16 protein-coding genes and 2 tRNA genes are annotated in these 19,779 nt (G+C 59.4%); 4 read left to right on the top strand and 14 right to left on the bottom strand.

Features of this window, described 5'->3' with window-relative positions; genetic code table 11:
* Positions 1–249: 249 nt before the first annotated feature.
* The 7 genes from dnaB to rnr all read right to left on the bottom strand — a co-directional run bounded on the left by dnaB (position 250) and on the right by rnr (position 7,555).
* Entirely contained in the window at positions 250–1,647 is a 1,398-nt protein-coding gene (gene dnaB, locus C8K63_RS21040) for a replicative DNA helicase (protein WP_108218426.1), read from the bottom strand.
* 134 nt (positions 1,648–1,781) lie between these two features.
* Positions 1,782–2,228, bottom strand: coding sequence for a 50S ribosomal protein L9 (rplI, locus tag C8K63_RS21035; protein WP_034149636.1), 447 nt, complete (start codon positions 2,226–2,228; stop codon positions 1,782–1,784).
* Between the two features lie 19 nt (positions 2,229–2,247).
* Positions 2,248–3,141, bottom strand: a complete 894-nt coding sequence (locus C8K63_RS21030) for a hypothetical protein (RefSeq protein WP_108218425.1) — start codon at positions 3,139–3,141, stop codon at positions 2,248–2,250.
* A gap of 36 nt (positions 3,142–3,177) precedes the next feature.
* Positions 3,178–3,408 (bottom strand): 30S ribosomal protein S18, encoded by a 231-nt coding sequence (rpsR, locus tag C8K63_RS21025; RefSeq protein ID WP_002551829.1) that lies wholly within the window; start codon positions 3,406–3,408, stop codon positions 3,178–3,180.
* A gap of 28 nt (positions 3,409–3,436) precedes the next feature.
* Positions 3,437–3,859: a 30S ribosomal protein S6 gene (gene rpsF / locus C8K63_RS21020; RefSeq protein WP_007982042.1), complete on the bottom strand. Its 423-nt coding sequence runs from the start codon at positions 3,857–3,859 to the stop codon at positions 3,437–3,439.
* 307 nt (positions 3,860–4,166) lie between these two features.
* Positions 4,167–4,934: a 23S rRNA (guanosine(2251)-2'-O)-methyltransferase RlmB gene (rlmB, locus tag C8K63_RS21015; protein ID WP_108218424.1), complete on the bottom strand. Its 768-nt coding sequence runs from the start codon at positions 4,932–4,934 to the stop codon at positions 4,167–4,169.
* Positions 4,931–7,555 (bottom strand): ribonuclease R, encoded by a 2,625-nt coding sequence (gene rnr, locus C8K63_RS21010; RefSeq protein WP_108218423.1) that lies wholly within the window; start codon positions 7,553–7,555, stop codon positions 4,931–4,933. The genes rlmB and rnr overlap by 4 nt, the downstream gene beginning before the upstream one ends.
* Before the next feature lie 225 nt (positions 7,556–7,780).
* Between rnr and C8K63_RS21005 the strand changes: the two genes are divergently transcribed.
* The 4 genes from C8K63_RS21005 (at position 7,781) to C8K63_RS20985 (ending at position 10,986) form a co-directional block, all read left to right on the top strand.
* Positions 7,781–7,867, top strand: a tRNA-Leu gene (locus C8K63_RS21005).
* A gap of 166 nt (positions 7,868–8,033) precedes the next feature.
* Positions 8,034–8,120, top strand: a tRNA-Leu gene (locus C8K63_RS21000).
* Between the two features lie 299 nt (positions 8,121–8,419).
* Complete coding sequence (locus tag C8K63_RS20990) at positions 8,420–9,430, top strand: extracellular solute-binding protein (protein WP_108218422.1); 1,011 nt, start codon at positions 8,420–8,422, stop codon at positions 9,428–9,430.
* Positions 9,430–10,986, top strand: a complete 1,557-nt coding sequence (locus C8K63_RS20985) for an iron ABC transporter permease (protein ID WP_108218421.1) — start codon at positions 9,430–9,432, stop codon at positions 10,984–10,986. The genes C8K63_RS20990 and C8K63_RS20985 overlap by 1 nt, the downstream gene beginning before the upstream one ends.
* 96 nt (positions 10,987–11,082) lie before the next feature.
* Here the strand turns inward: C8K63_RS20985 and C8K63_RS20980 are convergent, their stop codons facing one another.
* The 7 genes from C8K63_RS20980 to hfq form a co-directional block, all read right to left on the bottom strand.
* Positions 11,083–13,017 (bottom strand): methyl-accepting chemotaxis protein, encoded by a 1,935-nt coding sequence (locus C8K63_RS20980; RefSeq protein ID WP_108218420.1) that lies wholly within the window; start codon positions 13,015–13,017, stop codon positions 11,083–11,085.
* 150 nt (positions 13,018–13,167) lie between these two features.
* The gene (locus C8K63_RS20975; protein WP_108218419.1) at positions 13,168–14,457 is read right to left on the bottom strand and encodes an adenylosuccinate synthase; all 1,290 of its coding nucleotides are present in this window, start codon (positions 14,455–14,457) and stop codon (positions 13,168–13,170) included.
* A gap of 54 nt (positions 14,458–14,511) precedes the next feature.
* Positions 14,512–15,699 (bottom strand): ATP phosphoribosyltransferase regulatory subunit, encoded by a 1,188-nt coding sequence (locus C8K63_RS20970; RefSeq protein WP_108218418.1) that lies wholly within the window; start codon positions 15,697–15,699, stop codon positions 14,512–14,514.
* A 310-nt stretch (positions 15,700–16,009) separates the two neighbouring features.
* Complete coding sequence (gene hflC / locus C8K63_RS20965) at positions 16,010–16,879, bottom strand: protease modulator HflC (RefSeq protein WP_108218417.1); 870 nt, start codon at positions 16,877–16,879, stop codon at positions 16,010–16,012.
* A complete protein-coding gene (gene hflK / locus C8K63_RS20960) occupies positions 16,879–18,054 on the bottom strand; it encodes an FtsH protease activity modulator HflK (RefSeq protein ID WP_108218416.1) in 1,176 nt (391 codons plus the stop codon). The genes hflC and hflK overlap by 1 nt, the downstream gene beginning before the upstream one ends.
* Before the next feature lie 96 nt (positions 18,055–18,150).
* Complete coding sequence (gene hflX / locus C8K63_RS20955) at positions 18,151–19,452, bottom strand: ribosome rescue GTPase HflX (RefSeq protein WP_008048071.1); 1,302 nt, start codon at positions 19,450–19,452, stop codon at positions 18,151–18,153.
* A gap of 12 nt (positions 19,453–19,464) precedes the next feature.
* The gene (gene hfq, locus C8K63_RS20950; RefSeq protein WP_007902656.1) at positions 19,465–19,725 is read right to left on the bottom strand and encodes an RNA chaperone Hfq; all 261 of its coding nucleotides are present in this window, start codon (positions 19,723–19,725) and stop codon (positions 19,465–19,467) included.
* Positions 19,726–19,779 lie beyond the last annotated feature (54 nt).

Below are 19,779 nucleotides of genomic sequence, written 5' to 3'. Positions count from 1 at the left end.
TTTCATTGAATTTCGCGGGCGCGGAATATAGCACAAATTTTGACCAATTCCGACGGCTATGGTCGGAAATTGGTGGGAGCTCTGACACACACAACCTATGTGGCGAGGGAGCTTGCTCCCGTTCGACTGCGAAGCAGTCGCAAAACCAGAAAAAGTGGTGTGCCTGAATCAGTATCGTTGCAGGTATTGGGGCTGCTGCGCAGCCCAGCGGGAGCAAGCTCCCTCGCCACAGAGGCCCTGCGTCAATAGTTACTCATCGTCGTCGAAGTTGTAGCTACCCGGTGCCAGGTTCTCGAAGCGGGTGTACTTACCGATGAACGCCAGGCGGATAAAGCCGATCGGGCCGTTCCGCTGCTTGCCGATGATGATTTCGGCGATGCCTTTGTGCTCGGTTTCCGGGTGATACACCTCGTCGCGGTAAACGAACATGATCACGTCGGCGTCCTGCTCGATCGCTCCGGATTCCCGCAAGTCGGAGTTCACCGGGCGTTTGTTCGGGCGCTGCTCCAGGGAACGGTTGAGCTGCGAGAGCGCCACCACCGGACATTGGAATTCTTTCGCCAGGGCTTTCAGGGACCGGGAGATCTCGGAAATCTCGTTGGTCCGATTATCGCCACTGGAACCCGGGATCTGCATCAGTTGCAGGTAGTCGATCATGATCAAGCCGATTTCGCCGTGCTCACGTACCAGACGGCGGGTCCGGGCGCGCATTTCCGACGGGCTGATGCCGGCGGTGTCGTCGATGAACAACTTGCGATCGTTGAGCAGGTTGACCGCCGAGGTCAGGCGCGGCCAGTCGTCGTCTTCAAGCTGACCGGAACGGACCTTGGTCTGGTCGATACGACCCAGGGAAGACAGCATACGCATGATCAGCGATTCGCCTGGCATCTCGAGGGAGTAAACCAGGACGGCCTTTTCGCTGCGCAACACGGCGTTTTCCACCAGGTTCATCGCAAAGGTGGTTTTACCCATCGATGGACGGCCGGCGACGATGATCAGGTCGGACGGTTGCAGGCCGCTGGTTTTCTCGTCGAGGTCGGTGTAACCCGTGGACAGCCCGGTGATGGCGTTGTCGGTGTTGAACAAGGTGTCGATGCGGTCGATGGCCTTGGTCAGCAGGTCATTGACGCCCACCGGGCCACCGGTTTTAGGTCGGGCCTCGGCGATCTGGAAGATCTGCCGCTCAGCCTCGTCGAGAATCTCGGCGGCAGTGCGACCCTCAGGGTTGAACGCGCTGTCGGCAATCTCGGTACTGATGCCGATCAGTTGGCGCAACGTCGCCCGCTCGCGAACGATCTGCGCATAGGCCTTGATGTTGGCGACTGACGGGGTGTTCTTCGCCAGTTCGCCCAGGTAACCGAGACCGCCGACCTGTGAAGTCTGACCTTCCTTGTCCAGTTGTTCGGACAGGGTCACGACGTCGATCGGCATGTTCTGATCGGCCAGCTTGGCGATCGCGCGGAAGATCAGACGGTGGTCATGTCGATAGAAATCGCCGTCGGAGACTTGATCGAGCACACGCTCCCAGGCGTTGTTGTCCAGCATCAGACCACCGAGCACGGCCTGTTCGGCCTCGATGGAATGCGGCGGCACCTTCAGCGCGGCGGTTTGCAGATCGTATTGCTCAGGAGCGGAGATATCGTTCATGGCCACTTGGTTGTTTAGAAAAAGCAGGGGTTGGAAAACAGGAGCTACCAAAAAGACAAAGGGCACGACCTGTAAACAGGATCGTGCCCGATGTTACCGGCAAGCACCCGAGGGTGCCAGCCGACAAGTGCTGCTTAAGCTGCTACCACGACAACGCGTACGGTGGCTTCAACTTCGGCGTGCAGGTGCACGGCTACGTCGAATTCGCCTACGTTGCGGATGGTGCCGTTCGGCAGACGAACTTCGCTCTTCTGCACTTCAACGCCGGAGGCGGTCAGTGCGTCAGCGATGTCGTGAGTACCGATCGAACCGAACAGCTTGCCTTCGTCGCCAGCGGTGGCAGTGATGGTCACTTCCAGCTCGGCCAGTTGGGCAGCGCGGCTTTCAGCCGACGATTTACGATCTGCTGCAGCTTTTTCCAGCTCGGCACGACGCTCTTCGAACGCAGCCAGGTTGGCTGGGGTCGCAGCGGTAGCTTTGCCGTAAGGCAGCAGGTAGTTACGACCGTAACCAGCCTTAACGTTCACTTTGTCACCCAGGTTGCCCAGGTTGGTGACTTTTTCCAGAAGGATCAGTTGCATGTGAAAATCCTCTTAACTTTTAACCTTCACCGTTCGCGTTATCGGCATCTTTCGGTGCCGAACGACCGCGAAAATCAATCAGGCTGTCGACGATGGCCAAGACCACCAGCAACGGATAGATCAGTTGCATGAACAGCAACAGCGTCACGTACAACCCCACCAGCCAGAACCTGGCCAGTCGCTTCTGCGCCACCAGCCCGTGAATCAGGGCCAGCCCGGCGAACACCAGCGGTACGCTGCACAACGGCGTCAACATGGCCATCTGTGGGCCGATGTTCGGCCCCAGAAGCATGCACGCCAGCAGCAACATCGCCGGCAACAGCGGGAAGCGGATGGCGCGAAACTCGCGACCAAAACCGCCCGGGTTGTACAACAACGCCTGCCAGTAGCGCCCGACAAGCAGGCTCAGCAAGCTGACGATTTGCAACAACGCCGCAATCAGGCCGGTCAGGACCGGTGCAATCAGGGACGCGAAACGCGCTTGTTCGTCTACCGACAACTTCTGGTAGACGTCACCGAGTAGCGACGGCATGACCTTGATCAAAGCCTGCGCCAGCATCTCGATCTGGGGAGCAAAAGCTGTCCCCAACACCACTGAAAACACCACTCCCATCGCTATGCTGACCAGCAGCACGCGGTTCCAGGACTCGCTTGCGCGCAAAACCAGCGCAAGGCTCGCAGACCCCAGCAGCACCAGAAGTGCCCGTGGATCTTCGGAGTACAGCCACCAGGCCAATGCCGGCAGCAGTCCCAGAGCAAGAACGCCCAGGGCGTCCCTCAATCCGCGCCGCAGGAGCACAAGGCATCCGGCGGCAGCACCCAACCAATACAACAACGGCATCGCCGCGCATCCAGCCACTACGAGAGTGGCCTGCATACGGCCGCGCATGATGAACTCAGCTATGGCCCGCATGCATTCAATCCTTTGCTACGTGTCGACTGCCCGGTCTCAGCGGCCGTGGCTGTCGGTGTAGGCCAGCAGGGCCAGGAAGCGGGCGCGCTTGATAGCGGTGGCCAGCTGACGCTGATAACGAGCTTTGGTACCGGTGATGCGGCTTGGAACGATTTTGCCGGTCTCGGATACGTAGGCTTTCAGAGTGTTGAGATCTTTGTAATCGATCTCTTTCACGTCTTCAGCGGTGAAGCGGCAGAATTTACGACGACGGAAGAAACGTGCCATTTGATAGGCTCCTTAAAAGGTCCGTGGATTACTCGTCAGCGTTATCGCTGTTGTCGCTGTCATCACTGTCAACGCTTTCAGCGCCTTCGTGCTCAGGACGGTCGCGACGCTCACGGCGCTCACTGCGGTTTTCTTCAGCCTTGAGCATCTCGGACTGGCCGGTAACGGCTTCGTCGCGACGGATGACCAGGTTACGGATCACTGCATCGTTGTAGCGGAAGTTGTCTTCCAGCTCGGCCAGGGCCTTGCCAGTGCACTCAACGTTCAGCATCACGTAGTGAGCCTTGTGAACATTGTTGATTGCGTAGGCCAGTTGACGACGGCCCCAATCTTCCAGACGGTGGATTTTGCCGCCGTCTTCTTCGATCAGCTTGGTGTAACGCTCAACCATGCCGCCGACTTGCTCGCTTTGATCCGGGTGGACCAAAAAGATGATTTCGTAATGACGCATGAATGCTCCTTACGGGTTGTAGCCTGCCGCTCAAAAGCGGTCAGACAAGGAGTGAATGACACTTATGGACTTGCGGACGCTAGACACGTTGGTGCCTGCCATCACAGCAAGGGGCGCAATTGTAGAGAAGGGGCGAGGGAGGCGCAAGGTAATTGGTGATTAATTGAACAACCCCCGACACTAAAAGGCACTGTAGGAGCGAGCTTGCTCGCGAAGGTCGTCAACGATAACGCGGGGAAGCTGATTCTCCGCGGTGATCTTGAGTCCTTCGCGAGCAAGCTCGCTCCTACAGTGGATCGTACGTGGATCAGGGCTTTTTGGCGGCAGCCTTGGCTTTGACGCTACGCTGACGCTGCGCCTCGAACAGGCAAACACCCGTCGCCACCGACACGTTGAGACTGCTGACACTACCGGCCATCGGCAGATTCACCAGGTAGTCGCAATGTTCGCGGGTCAGGCGGCGCATGCCCTTGCCTTCGGCACCCATGATCAGGATGGTCGGACCTGTGAGGTCCTGATCATAAAGACTGACTTCGGCCTCCCCCGCCGTACCGACAACCCACAAGCCGCGCTGCTGGAGTTTTTCCAGGGTGCGCGCCAGGTTGGTCACGGCAACCAGCGGAATCACTTCCGCCGCGCCGCAGGCGATTTTTCGCACAACCGGAGTCAGGGTCGCCGACTTGTCCTTCGGCACGATCACTGCCAACGCACCCGCCGCATCGGCCGAACGCAAGCAGGCACCGAGGTTGTGCGGATCGGTCACGCCGTCGAGCACCAGCAACAACGGCGCGCCGTCGGTGCGATCGAGCAATTCATCGAGCATCGCCTCGCCCCAGACCTGGCTCGGACTCACGTCCGCGACCACACCCTGGTGCACACCCTCAACCCAGGCGTCCATTTCGCGGCGCTCGGCCTGGCCGACCTGGACCCGGTTTTCGTTGGCCAGCTCGATCAGTGTCTGGACCCGAGGGTCATTGCGACCTTCGGCCAGCCAGATCTGCTTGACGCGTTTCGGGTGGTGACGCAACAACGCTTCTACAGCGTGTACGCCGTAGATCTTTTCCAACTGACTCATGGCTTGGCCTTAGGTTTACGCGCCCCGCCACTCTTGGCTGGAGCCGAGCCCGCTTTTGGCGGGCCTTTACGATGTTTGCTCGGTTTGGCTGGCTTGCCGCCGACGGCCTTGTCAGGCGTCGACCGACTGGTCTTTCCCCCAGACGCCGCTTTACCGCCGCTTTTCGCTCCAGCCAGCAACGCCTGCTTCATTTCACGGCTTTTGCGCACCTCGGCGTTTTTCGCCGCCGCATCGCTCGGGCGATAGGCTTCTACAGCCTTTTCCTTGGCAGGACGACGACCGGTTTTCGCCGGAGCCTCTGCTTCGGCTTTAGCTGCGGGCGCTGCCGCTTCGGTGCCACGCTTTTTGCGGCCGATCGGCGCGCTGATGGTTTTTTCAGCCATCTCGAAGTCGATCTTGCGTTCGTCGAGGTCGACGCGCATGACCCGCACTTCCACGGTGTCACCCAGGCGGAAACTGCGACCGGTACGCTCACCGGCCAGGCGGTGGTGCACAGGATCGAAGTGGTAGTAATCGCCCGGCAGCGCGGTGACGTGCACCAGGCCTTCGACATAAATGTCTGTAAGCTCGACGAACAGGCCAAAACCAGTCACGGCGGTGATCACGCCCGGGAACGACTCGCCCACGCGATCTTTCATGAACTCGCATTTGAGCCAGTTCACCACGTCGCGGGTCGCTTCGTCGGCACGGCGCTCGCTCATCGAGCACTGCTCGCCGAGCTGCTCCAGCGCCGCTTCGTCGTACGGATAGATGCGTGCTTTCGGAATGGTCATCGCACCGGCACGACGAACGTGCGGGGTGTTCTGCTTCGAATGGATCACGCTACGAATCGCCCGGTGCGTGAGCAAGTCCGGGTAGCGGCGGATCGGCGAAGTGAAGTGCGTGTACGCCTCGTAATTCAGGCCGAAGTGGCCCTGGTTATCGGCGCTGTACACCGCCTGGCTCAACGAACGCAGCATGACGGTCTGGATCAGGTGGAAATCCGGACGATCCTTGATACCGGCCAACAGTGCCTGATAATCCTTCGGCGACGGACCATCCTTGCCTTTGTGCAGGGACAGACCGAGCTCGCCAAGGAAAGCGCGCAGCTTTTCCAGGCGCTCTGGTGGCGGACCATCGTGAACACGGTAGAGCGCCGGGATCTCGTGCTTTTTCAGGAACTCGGCGGTGGCCACGTTGGCCGCCAGCATGCATTCCTCGATCAGCTTGTGAGCGTCATTGCGCACGGTCGGACGGATTTCGGCAATCTTGCGCTCGGTACCGAAGATGATCCGGGTTTCCTGGGTTTCGAAATCGATCGCGCCACGCACATGACGAGCCGCCAGCAACACCTTGTACAGCGAGTAGAGCTGCTTGAGGTGCGGCACCACGTCGGTGTATTCGCCGCGCAGCTTGCGCGCTTCGGTGGCTTTCGGCGTTTCGAGCATGGCGCTGACCTTGTTGTAGGTCAGGCGGGCATGGGAGTGGATCACCGCTTCGTAGAAGCAGTAGTCGGTCATTTCGCCGGTTTTGGAGATGGTCATCTCGCAAACCATGGCCAGACGATCGACTTGCGGGTTCAGCGAGCACAAACCATTGGACAGCTGCTCAGGCAGCATCGGAATCACACGCTCGGGGAAGTACACCGAGTTGCCACGAACCTGCGCTTCGGCATCCAGCGCCGAACCGAGCTTCACGTAGCTGGATACGTCGGCAATCGCCACGTACAGCTTCCAGCCGCCGGAGAACAGACGCAGTTTGCCCGGACGGGCTTCGCAGTAGACCGCATCATCGAAGTCGCGGGCATCTTCGCCGTCGATGGTGACGAACGGCAGATGACGCAGGTCGATGCGCTTCTCTTTGTCTTTCTCTTCGACTTCCGGCTTGAGCTTGCCGGCTTCCTTGAGCACGGCATCAGGCCAGACGTGAGGAATGTCGTAGGTACGCAGGGCAACATCGATTTCCATGCCCGGCGCCATGTAGTTGCCCACGACTTCGACCACGTCGCCTTGCGGCTGGAAGCGTGGCGTCGGCCAGTGAGTGATCTTCACTTCGACGAACTGACCGATCTGCGCGTTGGCGTTACGACCCGGCGTGACCAGCACTTCCTGCTGGATTTTCGGGTTGTCGGCAACCACGAAACCGATGCCACCCTCTTCGAAGTAGCGGCCGACGATGCTCTCGTGAGCCCGGGAAACCACTTCGACGATCATGCCTTCGCGACGACCACGACGATCCAGGCCGGATACACGGGCCAGCGCACGGTCACCATCGAACACCAGGCGCATCTGCGCCGGGCTCATGAACAGGTCGTCACTGCCGTCGTCCGGCACCAGGAAGCCGAAGCCATCACGGTGACCGCTGATGCGACCCAGGATCAGGTCGAGCTTGTCCACCGGCGCATAAGTGCCGCGTCGGGTGTAGATGAGTTGAGCATCGCGCTCCATGGCGCGCAGGCGGCGGCGCAGGGCTTCGATCTGGTCTTCCGTGGTCAGACCAAACTCTTCGACCAGTTGCTCGCGGTTAGCAGGCGAACCTCGATCAGCAAGGTGCTGAAGGATCAGTTCGCGGCTAGGAATAGGGTTTTCATATTTTTCCGCTTCACGAGCGGCCTCGGGATCGAGGGACTGCCAATCGGCCATTAGAGAGTTTTCACCTTGTCTATATGCGGGTTAGTTTGGCATAGGCGTAATGAAACGGGAAATTTCAGGCTAAGACGACCCATCTAAAGCCCTGTATCGACACCGAAAAGCTGTTTTGTAGACCGCTGACGAAATTTTCCAGGTTTTTTTGACACTGGGGGTTTACAGTTAAAAAGACGCTCCGTATAGTGCGCGCCATCGACGACGGACAACGTTGCCGATACTGCCCAGATGGTGAAATTGGTAGACACGCCAGCTTCAGGTGCTGGTGACCGCAAGGTCGTGGAAGTTCGAGTCTTCTTCTGGGCACCAATTTCGAGCTTGAGATTAGTTCAATTTCAAGGCTCACACAAAAACCCGCGAAAGCGGGTTTTTGCATTTTAGACTGCTGGTTTATTTTTTTTAAATCAGGGGTTTACAGATCAAATAGCTCTCCGTATAGTGCGCCACATCAACAGCGACAACGCTGAAGATGAATGCCCAGATGGTGAAATTGGTAGACACGCCAGCTTCAGGTGCTGGTGACCGCAAGGTCGTGGAAGTTCGAGTCTTCTTCTGGGCACCAATTCAAATTCAAGGTTAAGACCTTGAATTTCACAGAAACCCGCGAAAGCGGGTTTTTGCGTTTCTGGCCTTCCGAAAAACACCCCACCCTCTTCTGTAGGAGCGAGCCTGCTCCGGGCGGCGTTCCGACGATGCACTCGAGGCTGACGTTTGCCAGCAGACAGAACGCGTCATCGTTCACGCCCATCGCGAGCAAGCTCGCTCCTACAGGAATTACACAACCTGTAAAGCGCATTTGAGAAACAATATCGTTTATCATTGTTGCAAGTTTTTGCAATGCGACAGTGAGGAACCCTGCGAATGATGTTTCGAAATACCCTGCGCCGCGGCCTGACCATTACCCTGCTAGGCCTGGCGCTCGCCACTCCCCTCACCCAAGCCGCCGACCCGGTTGCCCTGACCCTCTACAACGGCCAACACAAAGAAGTCGGCGACGCGGTTGCCAAAGCTTTCGAAGCCAAGACCGGGATCCACGTCAATGTGCGCAAAGGCAGCAGCAACCAGCTCGCCAGCCAGATCGTCGAAGAAGGCGATCGTTCTCCCGCCGACGTGATCTACACCGAAGAGTCGCCGCCACTGAACAAACTCGGTGAACAAGGCCTGCTGGCCAAGGCGGATGACGCCACGCTGGCCGTTCTGCCCAAGGAATACGTCGCCGGCAATGGCACCTGGATTGGCGTGACTGCCCGGGTACGCGTTGTAGCCTACAACCCGAAACTGGTCGATGAAAAAGACCTGCCGAAGTCGGTGATGGAGTTCTCCAATCCAATATGGCAAGGCAAGGTCGGCTTCGTACCCACCAGTGGTGCCTTTCAGGAACAGGCCGTTGCGATCATCAAAGTTCACGGCATGGATGCTGCCGAAGAATGGCTGACCGGACTGCGCGCATTCGGCAAGACCTACAGCAATAACATGGTTGCACTCAAGGCCGTGGAAAATGGCGAAGTGGCAACAGTATTGGTGAACAACTACTACTGGTTCGCCTTGCAGCGGGAAAAAGGCCAGCTCGACTCGAAACTGCATTATTTCAGCGGCGGCGACGTCGGCGGGCTGATCACAGTTTCCAGCGCCGCAGTCCTCAAATCCAGCAAACACCCCAAAGAAGCACAGCAATTGCTCGCCTACGTGGCCAGCGAGGAAGGCCAGCGTGTGATCACCCAGACCACCGCCGAATACCCTCTGCACAAAGGCATGGAATCTGATCGCGGGCTCAAGCCGTTCAGCGAACTGGAAGCACCCAAAGTCACGCCTGCCGACCTCGGCAACGCCGAAGAAGCGCTGGACCTGGAACGTGACGTTGGCCTGAATTGATGGGTGCCTCACTGTCCGCGCATCACGCGTACGCGCCACGGCGCAAGCGGCCGTCTATCTGGCTGATACTGCCCGTGTTGCTGTTGGTGGCGCTCAGCCTCCTGCCTTTGCTGTATGTCGGCCTGAAAGCCTGGCAGGCGGGCTGGGCAGAAGCACTGCATTTGCTATGGCGACCTTATGTGTTCGGCTTGCTGCGCAACACACTCGCATTGATGATTGGGGTCACCGCTGTTTGCGGGGTAATCGGCTTGTCGCTGGCCTGGTTGCTGGAACGCAGTAATTTGCCGGGCCGACGATTGTGGGGCGTGATCCTCTGCCTGCCGTTCGCCGTACCGGCATTTGTCAGCAGCTTTACCTGGGTTTCGTTGAGCGCTCATTTCGAGGGACTTGGCGGGGCCATCCTCGTGATGAGCCTGTCCAAATACCCGCTGATTTTCCTGCCTGTAGCGGCAACGCTGCGCAACCTTGACCCGTCCCTCGAAGAGTCCGCGCGCACGCTGGGGCAGAATCGTTGGGGCGTATTTTTCAAGGTCACCCTGCCCCTGCTCTGGCCTTCAATGCTGGCGGGGTCGTTGCTGATTGCACTGCACATGCTGGTGGAGTTCGGCGCCTTGTCGATCATCGGCCTGCAAACCTTCACCACCGCGATCTATCAGCAGTTCGAGCTGGAGTTCAGCAATGCCAACGCCGCGATGCTCTCCGCCGTACTGCTGATGTTGTGCCTGGCGCTGTTGTGGCTGGAGCTGCGCATACGCGGCAAGGGTCGACACGTGCGCACCGGCCAAGGTGCGGCGAGACGCGCGGAACAGGTTCAACTGGGCCCTTGGGCTGTGGCGGGACAGCTTTATTGCCTGCTGCTGGCAATCATTGGCAGCGGGATTCCGTTGGGTATGCTGGCCTACTGGTTGGCAGTGGGATCATCGGCAGCCTTTCCCGTGACGGCAATCGGCGAAGCATTGCTGTCCTCCCTGGCACTGTCGCTGGGCGGCGCTGCACTGTGCCTGGTGCTGGCGGTGCCGGTTGGCCTGCTGGTCGTGCGCTACAAAGGCCAATTGTCGATCTGGGCCGAGCGCCTGCCGTATCTGCTGCACGCCCTGCCGGGGCTGGTCATTGCCCTGACCCTGGTGTATTTCGCCCTGCACTACGTGCCGATGCTTTACCAGACATCGGCATTGCTGCTGATCGCCTACGCCCTGCTGTTTCTGCCGCTGGCCCAGGCGCCGATCCGCACTGCCCTGAACAAGGCGGCACCGCAACTTGAAGAGGCGGCACGCACGCTGGGCGCGTCATCGTTCAGCGCGTTTTGCCGAGTGACGCTGCCGATCATTTTCCCGGCGCTGGGCGCGGCTTTTGCCCTGGTGTTCCTGGATGCGATGAAGGAACTGACGGCGACCTTGCTGTTGAGTCCAACCGGGCTGAATACACTGGCAACGGAAGTCTGGGCACATACCGCGAATGTCGAGTTTGCGGCGGCGGCGCCTTATGCGGCGTTGTTGATATTGGTGTCGGGGTTGCCCGTTTACCTGTTAACGACCCGGATGTATTTGAGTCGCTGATAAAGCAAAAGATCGCAGCCTGCGGCAGCCCTACAGGGAAACGCATATTCCCGTGCAGGAGCTGCCGCAGGCTGCGATCTTTTGATCTTTAAGGCATCAAGCCCTGAACTGCCCCAGGCTCGCCTTCAACTGCGCCGCCAGGCCATCGAGCACCTTGCCGCTCGCTGTGGTCTCCACGACAGCTTGCGCCGCTTTCTCGGCCTGCACATGAATGGTCTCGACCCGACCGCGCACCGCCTGGGCTCCGCGGGCCTGATGCTCGGCAGCCTGGGTAGCCAGACCGATCGCCGCATGGACCTGCTCGACAGATGCCTGCACCGACTGCTGCAACCGCGCACTGTCACGTAGCACCAGCAAACCCTCACTGGCCTGGCGCCCGGCCTGCCCGATTGCCGCCACCGCCTCACGTGCACCTTGCTGCAACGCCACGATGTGCGCCTGAATATCGCCAGTGGAGCTCTGCGTCTTGCTCGCCAGCGCCCGCACCTCATCTGCCACCACCGCAAACCCGCGCCCCGTCTCGCCGGCACGCGCCGCTTCAATGGCCGCGTTCAGCGCCAGCAGGTTGGTCTGCTCGGCGATGCCGTGAATCACCGTCAGCACCACTTCAATCTGCTCACTTTGCTGTGCCAGACGCTCGATCACTTGCGCGCCTGTATTGACCTGACCCGCCAGCTCCTCGATCAGGCTGCCGACCTTCGCCGAGGTGCGGGTGTTTTCATCGGTGGCCTGACGAATGTCCACGACCTGCTTGAGCGCCGCCTGCATGGCGTGGCTTTCCGACTGCGCCTCATCAGCCATTTGCGACAGTGCGCGCAAACTCTCCGCCACCTCGTCGCGCTGCATGCCAGCCGCCGCATCCGCACCAGCGTTGCGCAAGGTCATGGCGCCAATTTCCACGCCGGTACGCTGGGCCACATCGCCCGCCTCGCGCACGATCGGCTGTAACTTGTCCACAAAGCGATTGACCGCCGAGGCCATGTCGCCGATTTCATCCTTGCTGTTGATCTGCACGCGCTTGGTCAGATCGCCCTCGCCCGCCGCCAGGTCATCCATGGCTACGATCAGCATTTTCAGGCGATTGACCACTCGGCGACCGAGCACCACCGCCAACAACAGCAGGACACTGAAACCCACCACCGCCAGACATGCGCCGATGCGCCAGCGTAATGTCGTTGCAGCTTCCTGCACGGTGCCGGTGGTATTGGCTTTCATTTCAGTTGCCGTGGACTGCGCCGACTGCAGGCGCGAGCGCATGGCCGTTGCGCTGTCAGCCGCCGCGCCTTTCAGACTGTCGCCCACCAGTTGATCGCTGCTGGCTATCAACGCCGAGAAGCGCTTGTCCAGGGCCGTGAGATCGGTCTCCACCGAAGCGGTCGAGACCCCCATCAGGACCTTGCCGATTTCTACGCCATTGGGATTGATCGAAGCCTCGGTGTAGAAGACCGATGGATCGTTCTTCGCCGCATCCAGCACCTTGTCGAGCGCCCGCTCGCCCTGGCCTTTTTCCAGCAGCGCCTTGTTGATCGGGTTTTCCCGGTTGAGGTAGCGTGTCAGGTGCTGGCCGGTAGCGTCGTCATACACCACGAACAGCACATTGGGATTGCGCTGGGCCCGGCGGGCGAATTCGGAAAGCGTCGGGACGTCGTTGTCCCACATGGCGCGGGGCGCGACTGATGCCAGAAGCTGCGCCATGTCGCTGGCGGAGTCCTTCAGATCCTTTTCCAGGGTCGAACGCAATTGCGCCCGCTCTTCCTCCAGTCGCGAGGACAAGCCGGCCGTGAGGCGCTGACGCGTACTGGTAGAGAGGCTGTCCAGACTGGACGTGACTTCGCGCCCTGCCTGCTCGAGCTCGGCAGAGAGCTTTTGACTGTCCGCGCCCAGGCGCAGGCCCAGATCGGCTTCCAGCGCAGTCACCGTGCTCCGGGTCAGAGCAACAGCCACCAGCACCTGCACCAATAGGGCGATACCCAGGGTAACGAACACGGGCCGCAACAAACGGCTTTGTAACAACGAGAGAACGGCCGACATCTGAAATCCCTCTGCTTTGGCGCCATTAAATTGATAGCACGCCGGAAGCAATGCTTTTTTTAATGTTCACAGCAAAGGTCATGCCGTCCGACAGACGAATACGACAAAGGCCCCGATTAAGGAGCCTTTGTGTTTTACATCAACGACTTATCAAGCAAACGGATGACGCAGAACGATAGTTTCGTTGCGGTCCGGGCCCGTCGAAATAATGTCGATCGGCGCGCCGATCAGCTCTTCGACGCGCTTGATGTAAGCACGGGCGTTAGCTGGCAGCTCTTCCAGGGTTTTGGCACCCACGGTCGACTCGGTCCAGCCCGGCACTTCTTCGTACACAGGCTGCAGGCCTACGTAGCTGTCAGCATCAGTCGGAGCAACGGCCTTACCTTCCGCATCCTTGTAGCCGACACAGATGTTGATGGCTTCCAGACCGTCGAGCACGTCCAGCTTGGTCAGGCAGATGCCCGAGATGCTGTTCACATCGATAGCGCGACGCAGGATAACAGCGTCGAACCAGCCACAACGACGAGCACGGCCGGTAGTCGCGCCGAACTCGTGACCTTGTTTAGCCAGGTGCGCCCCGACTTCGTCGAACAACTCCGTCGGGAATGGGCCCGAACCTACACGCGTGGTGTAAGCCTTGGTGATACCCAGGATGTAGTCCAGGAACATAGGGCCAACACCCGAACCGGTAGCAACGCCGCCAGCGGTGGTGTTAGAGCTGGTCACGTACGGGTAGGTACCGTGGTCGATGTCCAGCAGGGAGCCTTGAGCGCCTTCGAACATGATGTCTTTGCCAGCGCGACGCAGGTCGTGCAGCTCGGCAGTCACATCCAGCATCAGCGGCTTGAGCAGCTCAGCGTATTCTTTGCATTCGGCCAGGGTCTTGTCGAATTCGATGGCTGGCTCTTTGTAGTAACCCACCAGCATGAAGTTATGGTAATCCACCAGTTCACGCAGCTTGTCTTCAAAGCGCGGCATGTTGAGCAGGTCGCCCACACGCAGGCCACGACGTGCAACCTTGTCTTCGTAGGCCGGGCCGATGCCACGACCGGTGGTACCGATCTTCAGCTCGCCACGGGCCTTTTCACGGGCCTGGTCCAGCGCAACGTGGAAGGACAGGATCAGCGGGCAGGAAGGGCTGATACGCAGGCGCTCGCGCACCGGCACGCCTTTTTCTTCCAGCTTGGTGATCTCGCGCAGCAAGGCGTCAGGTGCAACCACCACGCCGTTGCCGATCAGGCACTGCACGCCTTCGCGCAGTACACCCGACGGGATCAGGTGCAAGACGGTCTTCTCACCGTCGATCACCAGCGTGTGGCCAGCGTTGTGGCCACCCTGGTAACGCACTACGGCGGCAGCATGTTCGGTCAGCAGATCAACGATCTTGCCTTTGCCCTCATCACCCCATTGGGTGCCCAGGACTACGACATTCTTACCCATAACACTTGTCCTCATTCGCGCAAACTTGGTGCCGGCGGCGGCCGGCAGGAAAACTCAAGAAGCCAGTGGCGAAACTTGCCAAAGCCCGTTCTGCTGAATCAATTGCCGGTCGCAGTCCGCTTCACGGGCGGCGGCCAAAGGTTGTCCAGGCAAGGCCTGAACGACACGCTGACCCTCACTGCGCAACTGGCAAACCTGCTGCCAGAGTGCTGCATCCGTACTGTCAGGCATCCAGATACCGCCAGACGGTAGCTCGATCTCAGCACGCCCCAGGGTCACCAGGGTTTTCAAATCGGTAGAGAAACCGGTTGCCGGACGTGCGCGACCGAAGTCGGCGCCGATGTCGTCGTAACGACCGCCCTGGGCAATCGACTGGCCAACACCCGGCACGAACACGGCGAACACCACACCGGTGTGGTAGTGGTACCCGCGCAGCTCGCCGAGGTCGAAATATAGCGGCAGCTCAGGGAAACGCGCGGACAGCCGCTCGGCAATCGCCAGCAAGTCGTCCAGAGCTGCCAGAACAGGGGCCGGAGCCTTGGCCAGGCGCTCGCGGGCCGCAGCCAGCACTTCACGATCGCCACACAGATCGACCAACGCCCGCAGCATGCCCGACAGATCGGTAGGCAAGCCCTCGGTCAAGGTAATGACCTCATCGATGGCCTTGCGTTGCAAAGCATCGAACAACTGCTGCTCGACTTCACCGGACAAACCGGCAGCGCGGGCCAGGCCACGGTAGATTCCGACATGGCCGAGGTCCATGTGCACATCCGGCACATCGGCCAGTTGCAGCATGGCGAGCATCAGGCTGATGACTTCGACGTCGCTGCTTGGGCTGCCGTCGCCGTACAACTCGGCGCCCAGCTGAATCGGGCTGCGCGAGGACGACAAGGCGCGAGGCTGAGCATGCAGCACGCTACCGGCATAGCACAGTCGACTCGGACCTTCGCGACGCAGGGTATGCGCATCGATGCGCGCCACTTGCGGCGTGATGTCGGCACGGAAACCCATCTGCCGGCCCGATTGCGGGTCGATGACCTTGAAGGTGCGCAGATCCAGGTCCTGGCCTGCGCCGGTCAGCAGGGATTCCAGGTACTCGATATGGGGAGTCACGACAAACTCGTAACCCCAGCTCTGGAACAGATCCAACACCTGACGACGCGCGATTTCAATACGCGCCGCTTCCGGTGGCAGTACTTCTTCGATGCCATCTGGCAGAAGCCAGCGGTCTACCGTTGCCATTACGCCTTCCCCTATATCCGGGCGACCAGCCTGTCGGCGATCCTTGAGTGAAGCAGAAAATGATCAGCCCATGCGCAAACCACGCGCATGAGCGACGGAGCGAAAAGCCCTTCTACCGGCTTCGCTGACCACTTTCCTCGAAAAACTGTCGAGCCCATCGGCCCGGCATCTGCTTAAAAACAGCAATCAAACATGCAGACGCAAAAAAGCCGGGAATTTCCCGGCTGCCGCATCATACACACGTTTTCCCAAAGGATCACCCCGCCAGAGGTTTTAGCCGCCCGGCGGGAGGATTCAGGTCAACGTCGTATCAAGGCTTGGCTTTTTCCAGGTAGTGGAAGAAGTCGCTGCTTGGGTCGAGGACCAATACGTCGGATTTGTTCGCGAAGCTTTCACGGTAGGCGCGCAGGCTACGATAGAACGCGTAGAACTCCTGATCCTGGCCGTAGGCCTTGGAATAGATCGCAGCGGCCTGGGCATCACCGTCACCGCGAACCTCCTCGGATTCACGATAGGCTTCAGCCAGCAGCACGCGGCGCTGACGATCGGCGTCAGCTCGAATGCCTTCGGCCAGCTCGTTACCCTTGGCGCGGTGCTCACGAGCTTCACGCTCACGCTCGGTGCTCATACGTTCGAACACGCTGCGGTTCACTTCTTTCGGAAGGTCGATGGTCTTGACCCGAACATCGACAACTTCGATGCCCAGTTCTTTTTCAGCCATCTTGTTCAGCGAAGCCGTGATATCCGCCATGAGCGCATCACGCTCACCCGACACCACTTCATGCAGGGTGCGCTTACCGAACTGGTCACGCAGGCCCGATTCCAGACGGCGAGACAGGCGCTCGTCGGCGATCTGCTTGAGGCCGGAAGTCGCGGTGTAGTAACGCTCTGCGTCCTTCACGCGCCACTTGGCGAAGGCGTCGACCATCACGGCTTTCTTTTCCAGCGTCAGGAAGCGTTGTGTCGGGGCATCCAGCGTCATCAGGCGTGCGTCGAATTTGCGCACCTGGTTAACGTAAGGCACTTTCACATGCAGGCCCGGCTGAACATCGGTCTGGACCACGCGACCGAACTGCAGCAACACCGCACGCTCGGTCTGAGCCACGATGTAGAAGCAGTTCCAGGCAGCGATCGCCACGACGACGCCGACAATAAGGGCGATCAGCGATTTATTGCTCATCAGCGACTCTCCCTGGTACGTGCTTGCTGTTGCTGCAGATCTGCTGCCGCACGCGTATTCGCTTCATTGCTGGTGGCTGCCGCACCGCTCATTGGAGTGCTGGTATTGCGACCACTTTCGACCATTTTGTCCAGCGGCAGGTACAGCAGGTTGTTCTGGCCGTTCTTGTTGCCGGTCACGAGAACCTTGCTGGTGTTGCTGAAGACTTCCTGCATGGTGTCCAGATACAGACGCTGGCGGGTGACCTCAGGAGCCTTGCGGTACTCGGCGACCAGCTTGGTGAAGCGATCGGCCTCACCCTTGGCGCGCGAGACGGTTTCGTCACGGTAACCATTGGCATCTTCGAGGATGCGCTGGGCCTGACCACGGGCTTCCGGCACGACGCCGTTGGCATAGGTTTCTGCCTGGTTGCGCGAACGCTGCTCGTCTTCCCGGGCACGGATCACGTCATCGAAGGCTTCCTGGACTTCGCGCGGTGCCGCTGCGCTCTGTACGTTGACCTGGGTAACGGTGATACCGGTGCGATAGGTGTCCATGAAGCGTTGCAGACGCTCCTTGATTTCGCTGGCCATCAACTCACGACCTTCGGTCAGTACCTGGTCCATCGCGGTGGAACCCACCACATGGCGCAAGGCGCTGTCGGTCGCGTGCTGCAGGCTGATTTCCGGCTGATCGACGCTCAACACGAAGTCCTGCAGGTTGCTGATCTTGTACTGCACGGTCAGCGGCACTTCGACGATGTTTTCGTCTTCAGTCAGCATCTGGCCCTGCTTGGTGTACGCACGCTCACGCGTGACGTTTTCCATGTACTTCTTGTCGATCGGCGGGAAATAGATGTTCAGACCCGGGCCGACGGTTTCGTAGTACTTGCCGAAGCGCAGCACCACGGCCTGCTCCTGCTCGTCGACCACGTAGACCGCGCTATACAGCCACACGGCGGCCAGCACGACCAGACCGATGCCGAGCAGGCCGCCAAAGCCGCCACTCTTGCCCGGACCACCGCCGTCGTCGCTACCACGTTTCTTACCGCCACCGAACAACCCGTTCAGGCTTTCCTGCAGCTTTCGGAAGGCCTCGTCGAGATCCGGTGGGCCCTTGCGGTCGCCGTTGTTACGACGCTTGCCACCCCAAGGATCCTGATTATTCGAGTTGCCACCCGGCTCATTCCAAGCCATAGCGCTCTCCATCTGATAAAGCAAAGACGCACCCACGGCGCGCCGACCAATGCTACAGAATGCCTGTCACCGCGGCACAACCGCTTTCTCAGGCTTTTATTGCAAAGTGTGTTGCTCGATGAATTCCATCGGCTGCAATCCCTCGCGGCTTACCAGTCGATTCAACTCGACCCGGGGCAAACGAACGGCCAGCAAACTGATGCCTTCTTCGTCGTGTTCTTCTTTCTGCACCGCACCGAGTTCGAAGAACTGCGCACGCAGCCGAGCGAATCGTTGCGGCAAGCGCAAGGTACCGACAAACAAATCACTGCCCAGTAACTCGGCAATGGCTTGCTCAAGCAATTCCAGACCACTGCCATCACGCGCCGACAGCCAGACCCGTTGGGGCTTGCCGTTTTCGTCGCGCTGGATTTGTGGCTCAACGCCTTCAAGCAAATCGAGTTTGTTATAGACCTCGAGGATCGGCAAGTCCTGGGCACCAATCTCGCCGAGCACCACCATTACCTGCTCGATCTGCAACATGCGATCCGGTTCGGCCGCATCGATCACGTGCAACAACAGATCGGAGTTACTCGACTCTTCGAGGGTAGACCGAAATGCTTCGACCAGCTTGTGGGGCAAGTGGCGAATGAAACCCACAGTGTCCGCCAGGACAATCGGCCCCAGATCGTCTATATCCAGACGACGCAGGGTCGGGTCCAGCGTGGCAAACAATTGGTCAGCCGCGTAGACGTCGGATTTCGTCACGTTATTGAAGAGCGTGGATTTACCGGCGTTGGTGTACCCCACCAGGGACACGGTAGGAATATCCGCACGCGATCGGCCACGGCGCGACTGTTCTCGCTGGCTGCGTACTTTCTCCAGCCGACCCTTGATCTGCCGCAGGCGAACCCGCAGCAAACGGCGGTCGGTTTCCAGCTGGGTTTCACCCGGGCCACGCATACCGATACCGCCACCTTGGCGCTCAAGGTGAGTCCACCCACGAACCAGCCGGGTGCTCATGTGGTCAAGCTGGGCCAGTTCGACCTGGAGCTTGCCTTCATGGGTACGGGCGCGCTGGGCGAAAATATCGAGAATCAGACCGGTACGGTCGATCACGCGACACTCGAAAACACGTTCGAGGTTACGCTCCTGACTGGGCGTGAGGATGTGATTGAAAATTACCAGATCGGCCTGTTCGGCTTTGACCAGGTCGCGCAGCTCCTCGACCTTGCCACTGCCAATCAGTGTCTTGGCGGTTGGCCGATGACGCGGCACGTTAAAAAACGCGACGGTCTCGGCACCCGCCGAATTAGCCAGTTCCTGAAACTCCTGCGGATCTTCGCGCGCCTCAGGGTCCTGTCCATCCAAGTGAACGAGGATTACTCGCTCACCACCACCGTGGCGCTCAAAGAACAAAGGAGACTCCTATCAGGCGTTACCTGGCTCAGCGTCACCTGCTTCGGATTCGGTTGCGCTAGGCAGACGAATTGGACGAACCGGCACCACTGTAGAGATCGCGTGTTTGTAGACCATCTGGCTGACGGTGTTTTTCAGCAGGATAACGAACTGGTCGAAAGACTCGATCGTGCCTTGCAGTTTGATACCGTTGACCAGATAGATGGACACCCCAACTTTCTCTTTACGTAACGTATTCAAGTAAGGGTCTTGTAGCGAATGCCCTTTTGACATGTGCCGCACTCCTTTAAGGATTCAATATAAAAAATAGGTAAACAGATGGCTTTG

It is taken from the genome of Pseudomonas sp. GV085 (assembly GCF_003050925.1).
GTDB lineage: Bacteria > Pseudomonadota > Gammaproteobacteria > Pseudomonadales > Pseudomonadaceae > Aquipseudomonas.
The sequence above is the reverse complement of the archived record's forward strand: the minus strand, read 5'-3'. Positions and strand labels throughout refer to the sequence as shown.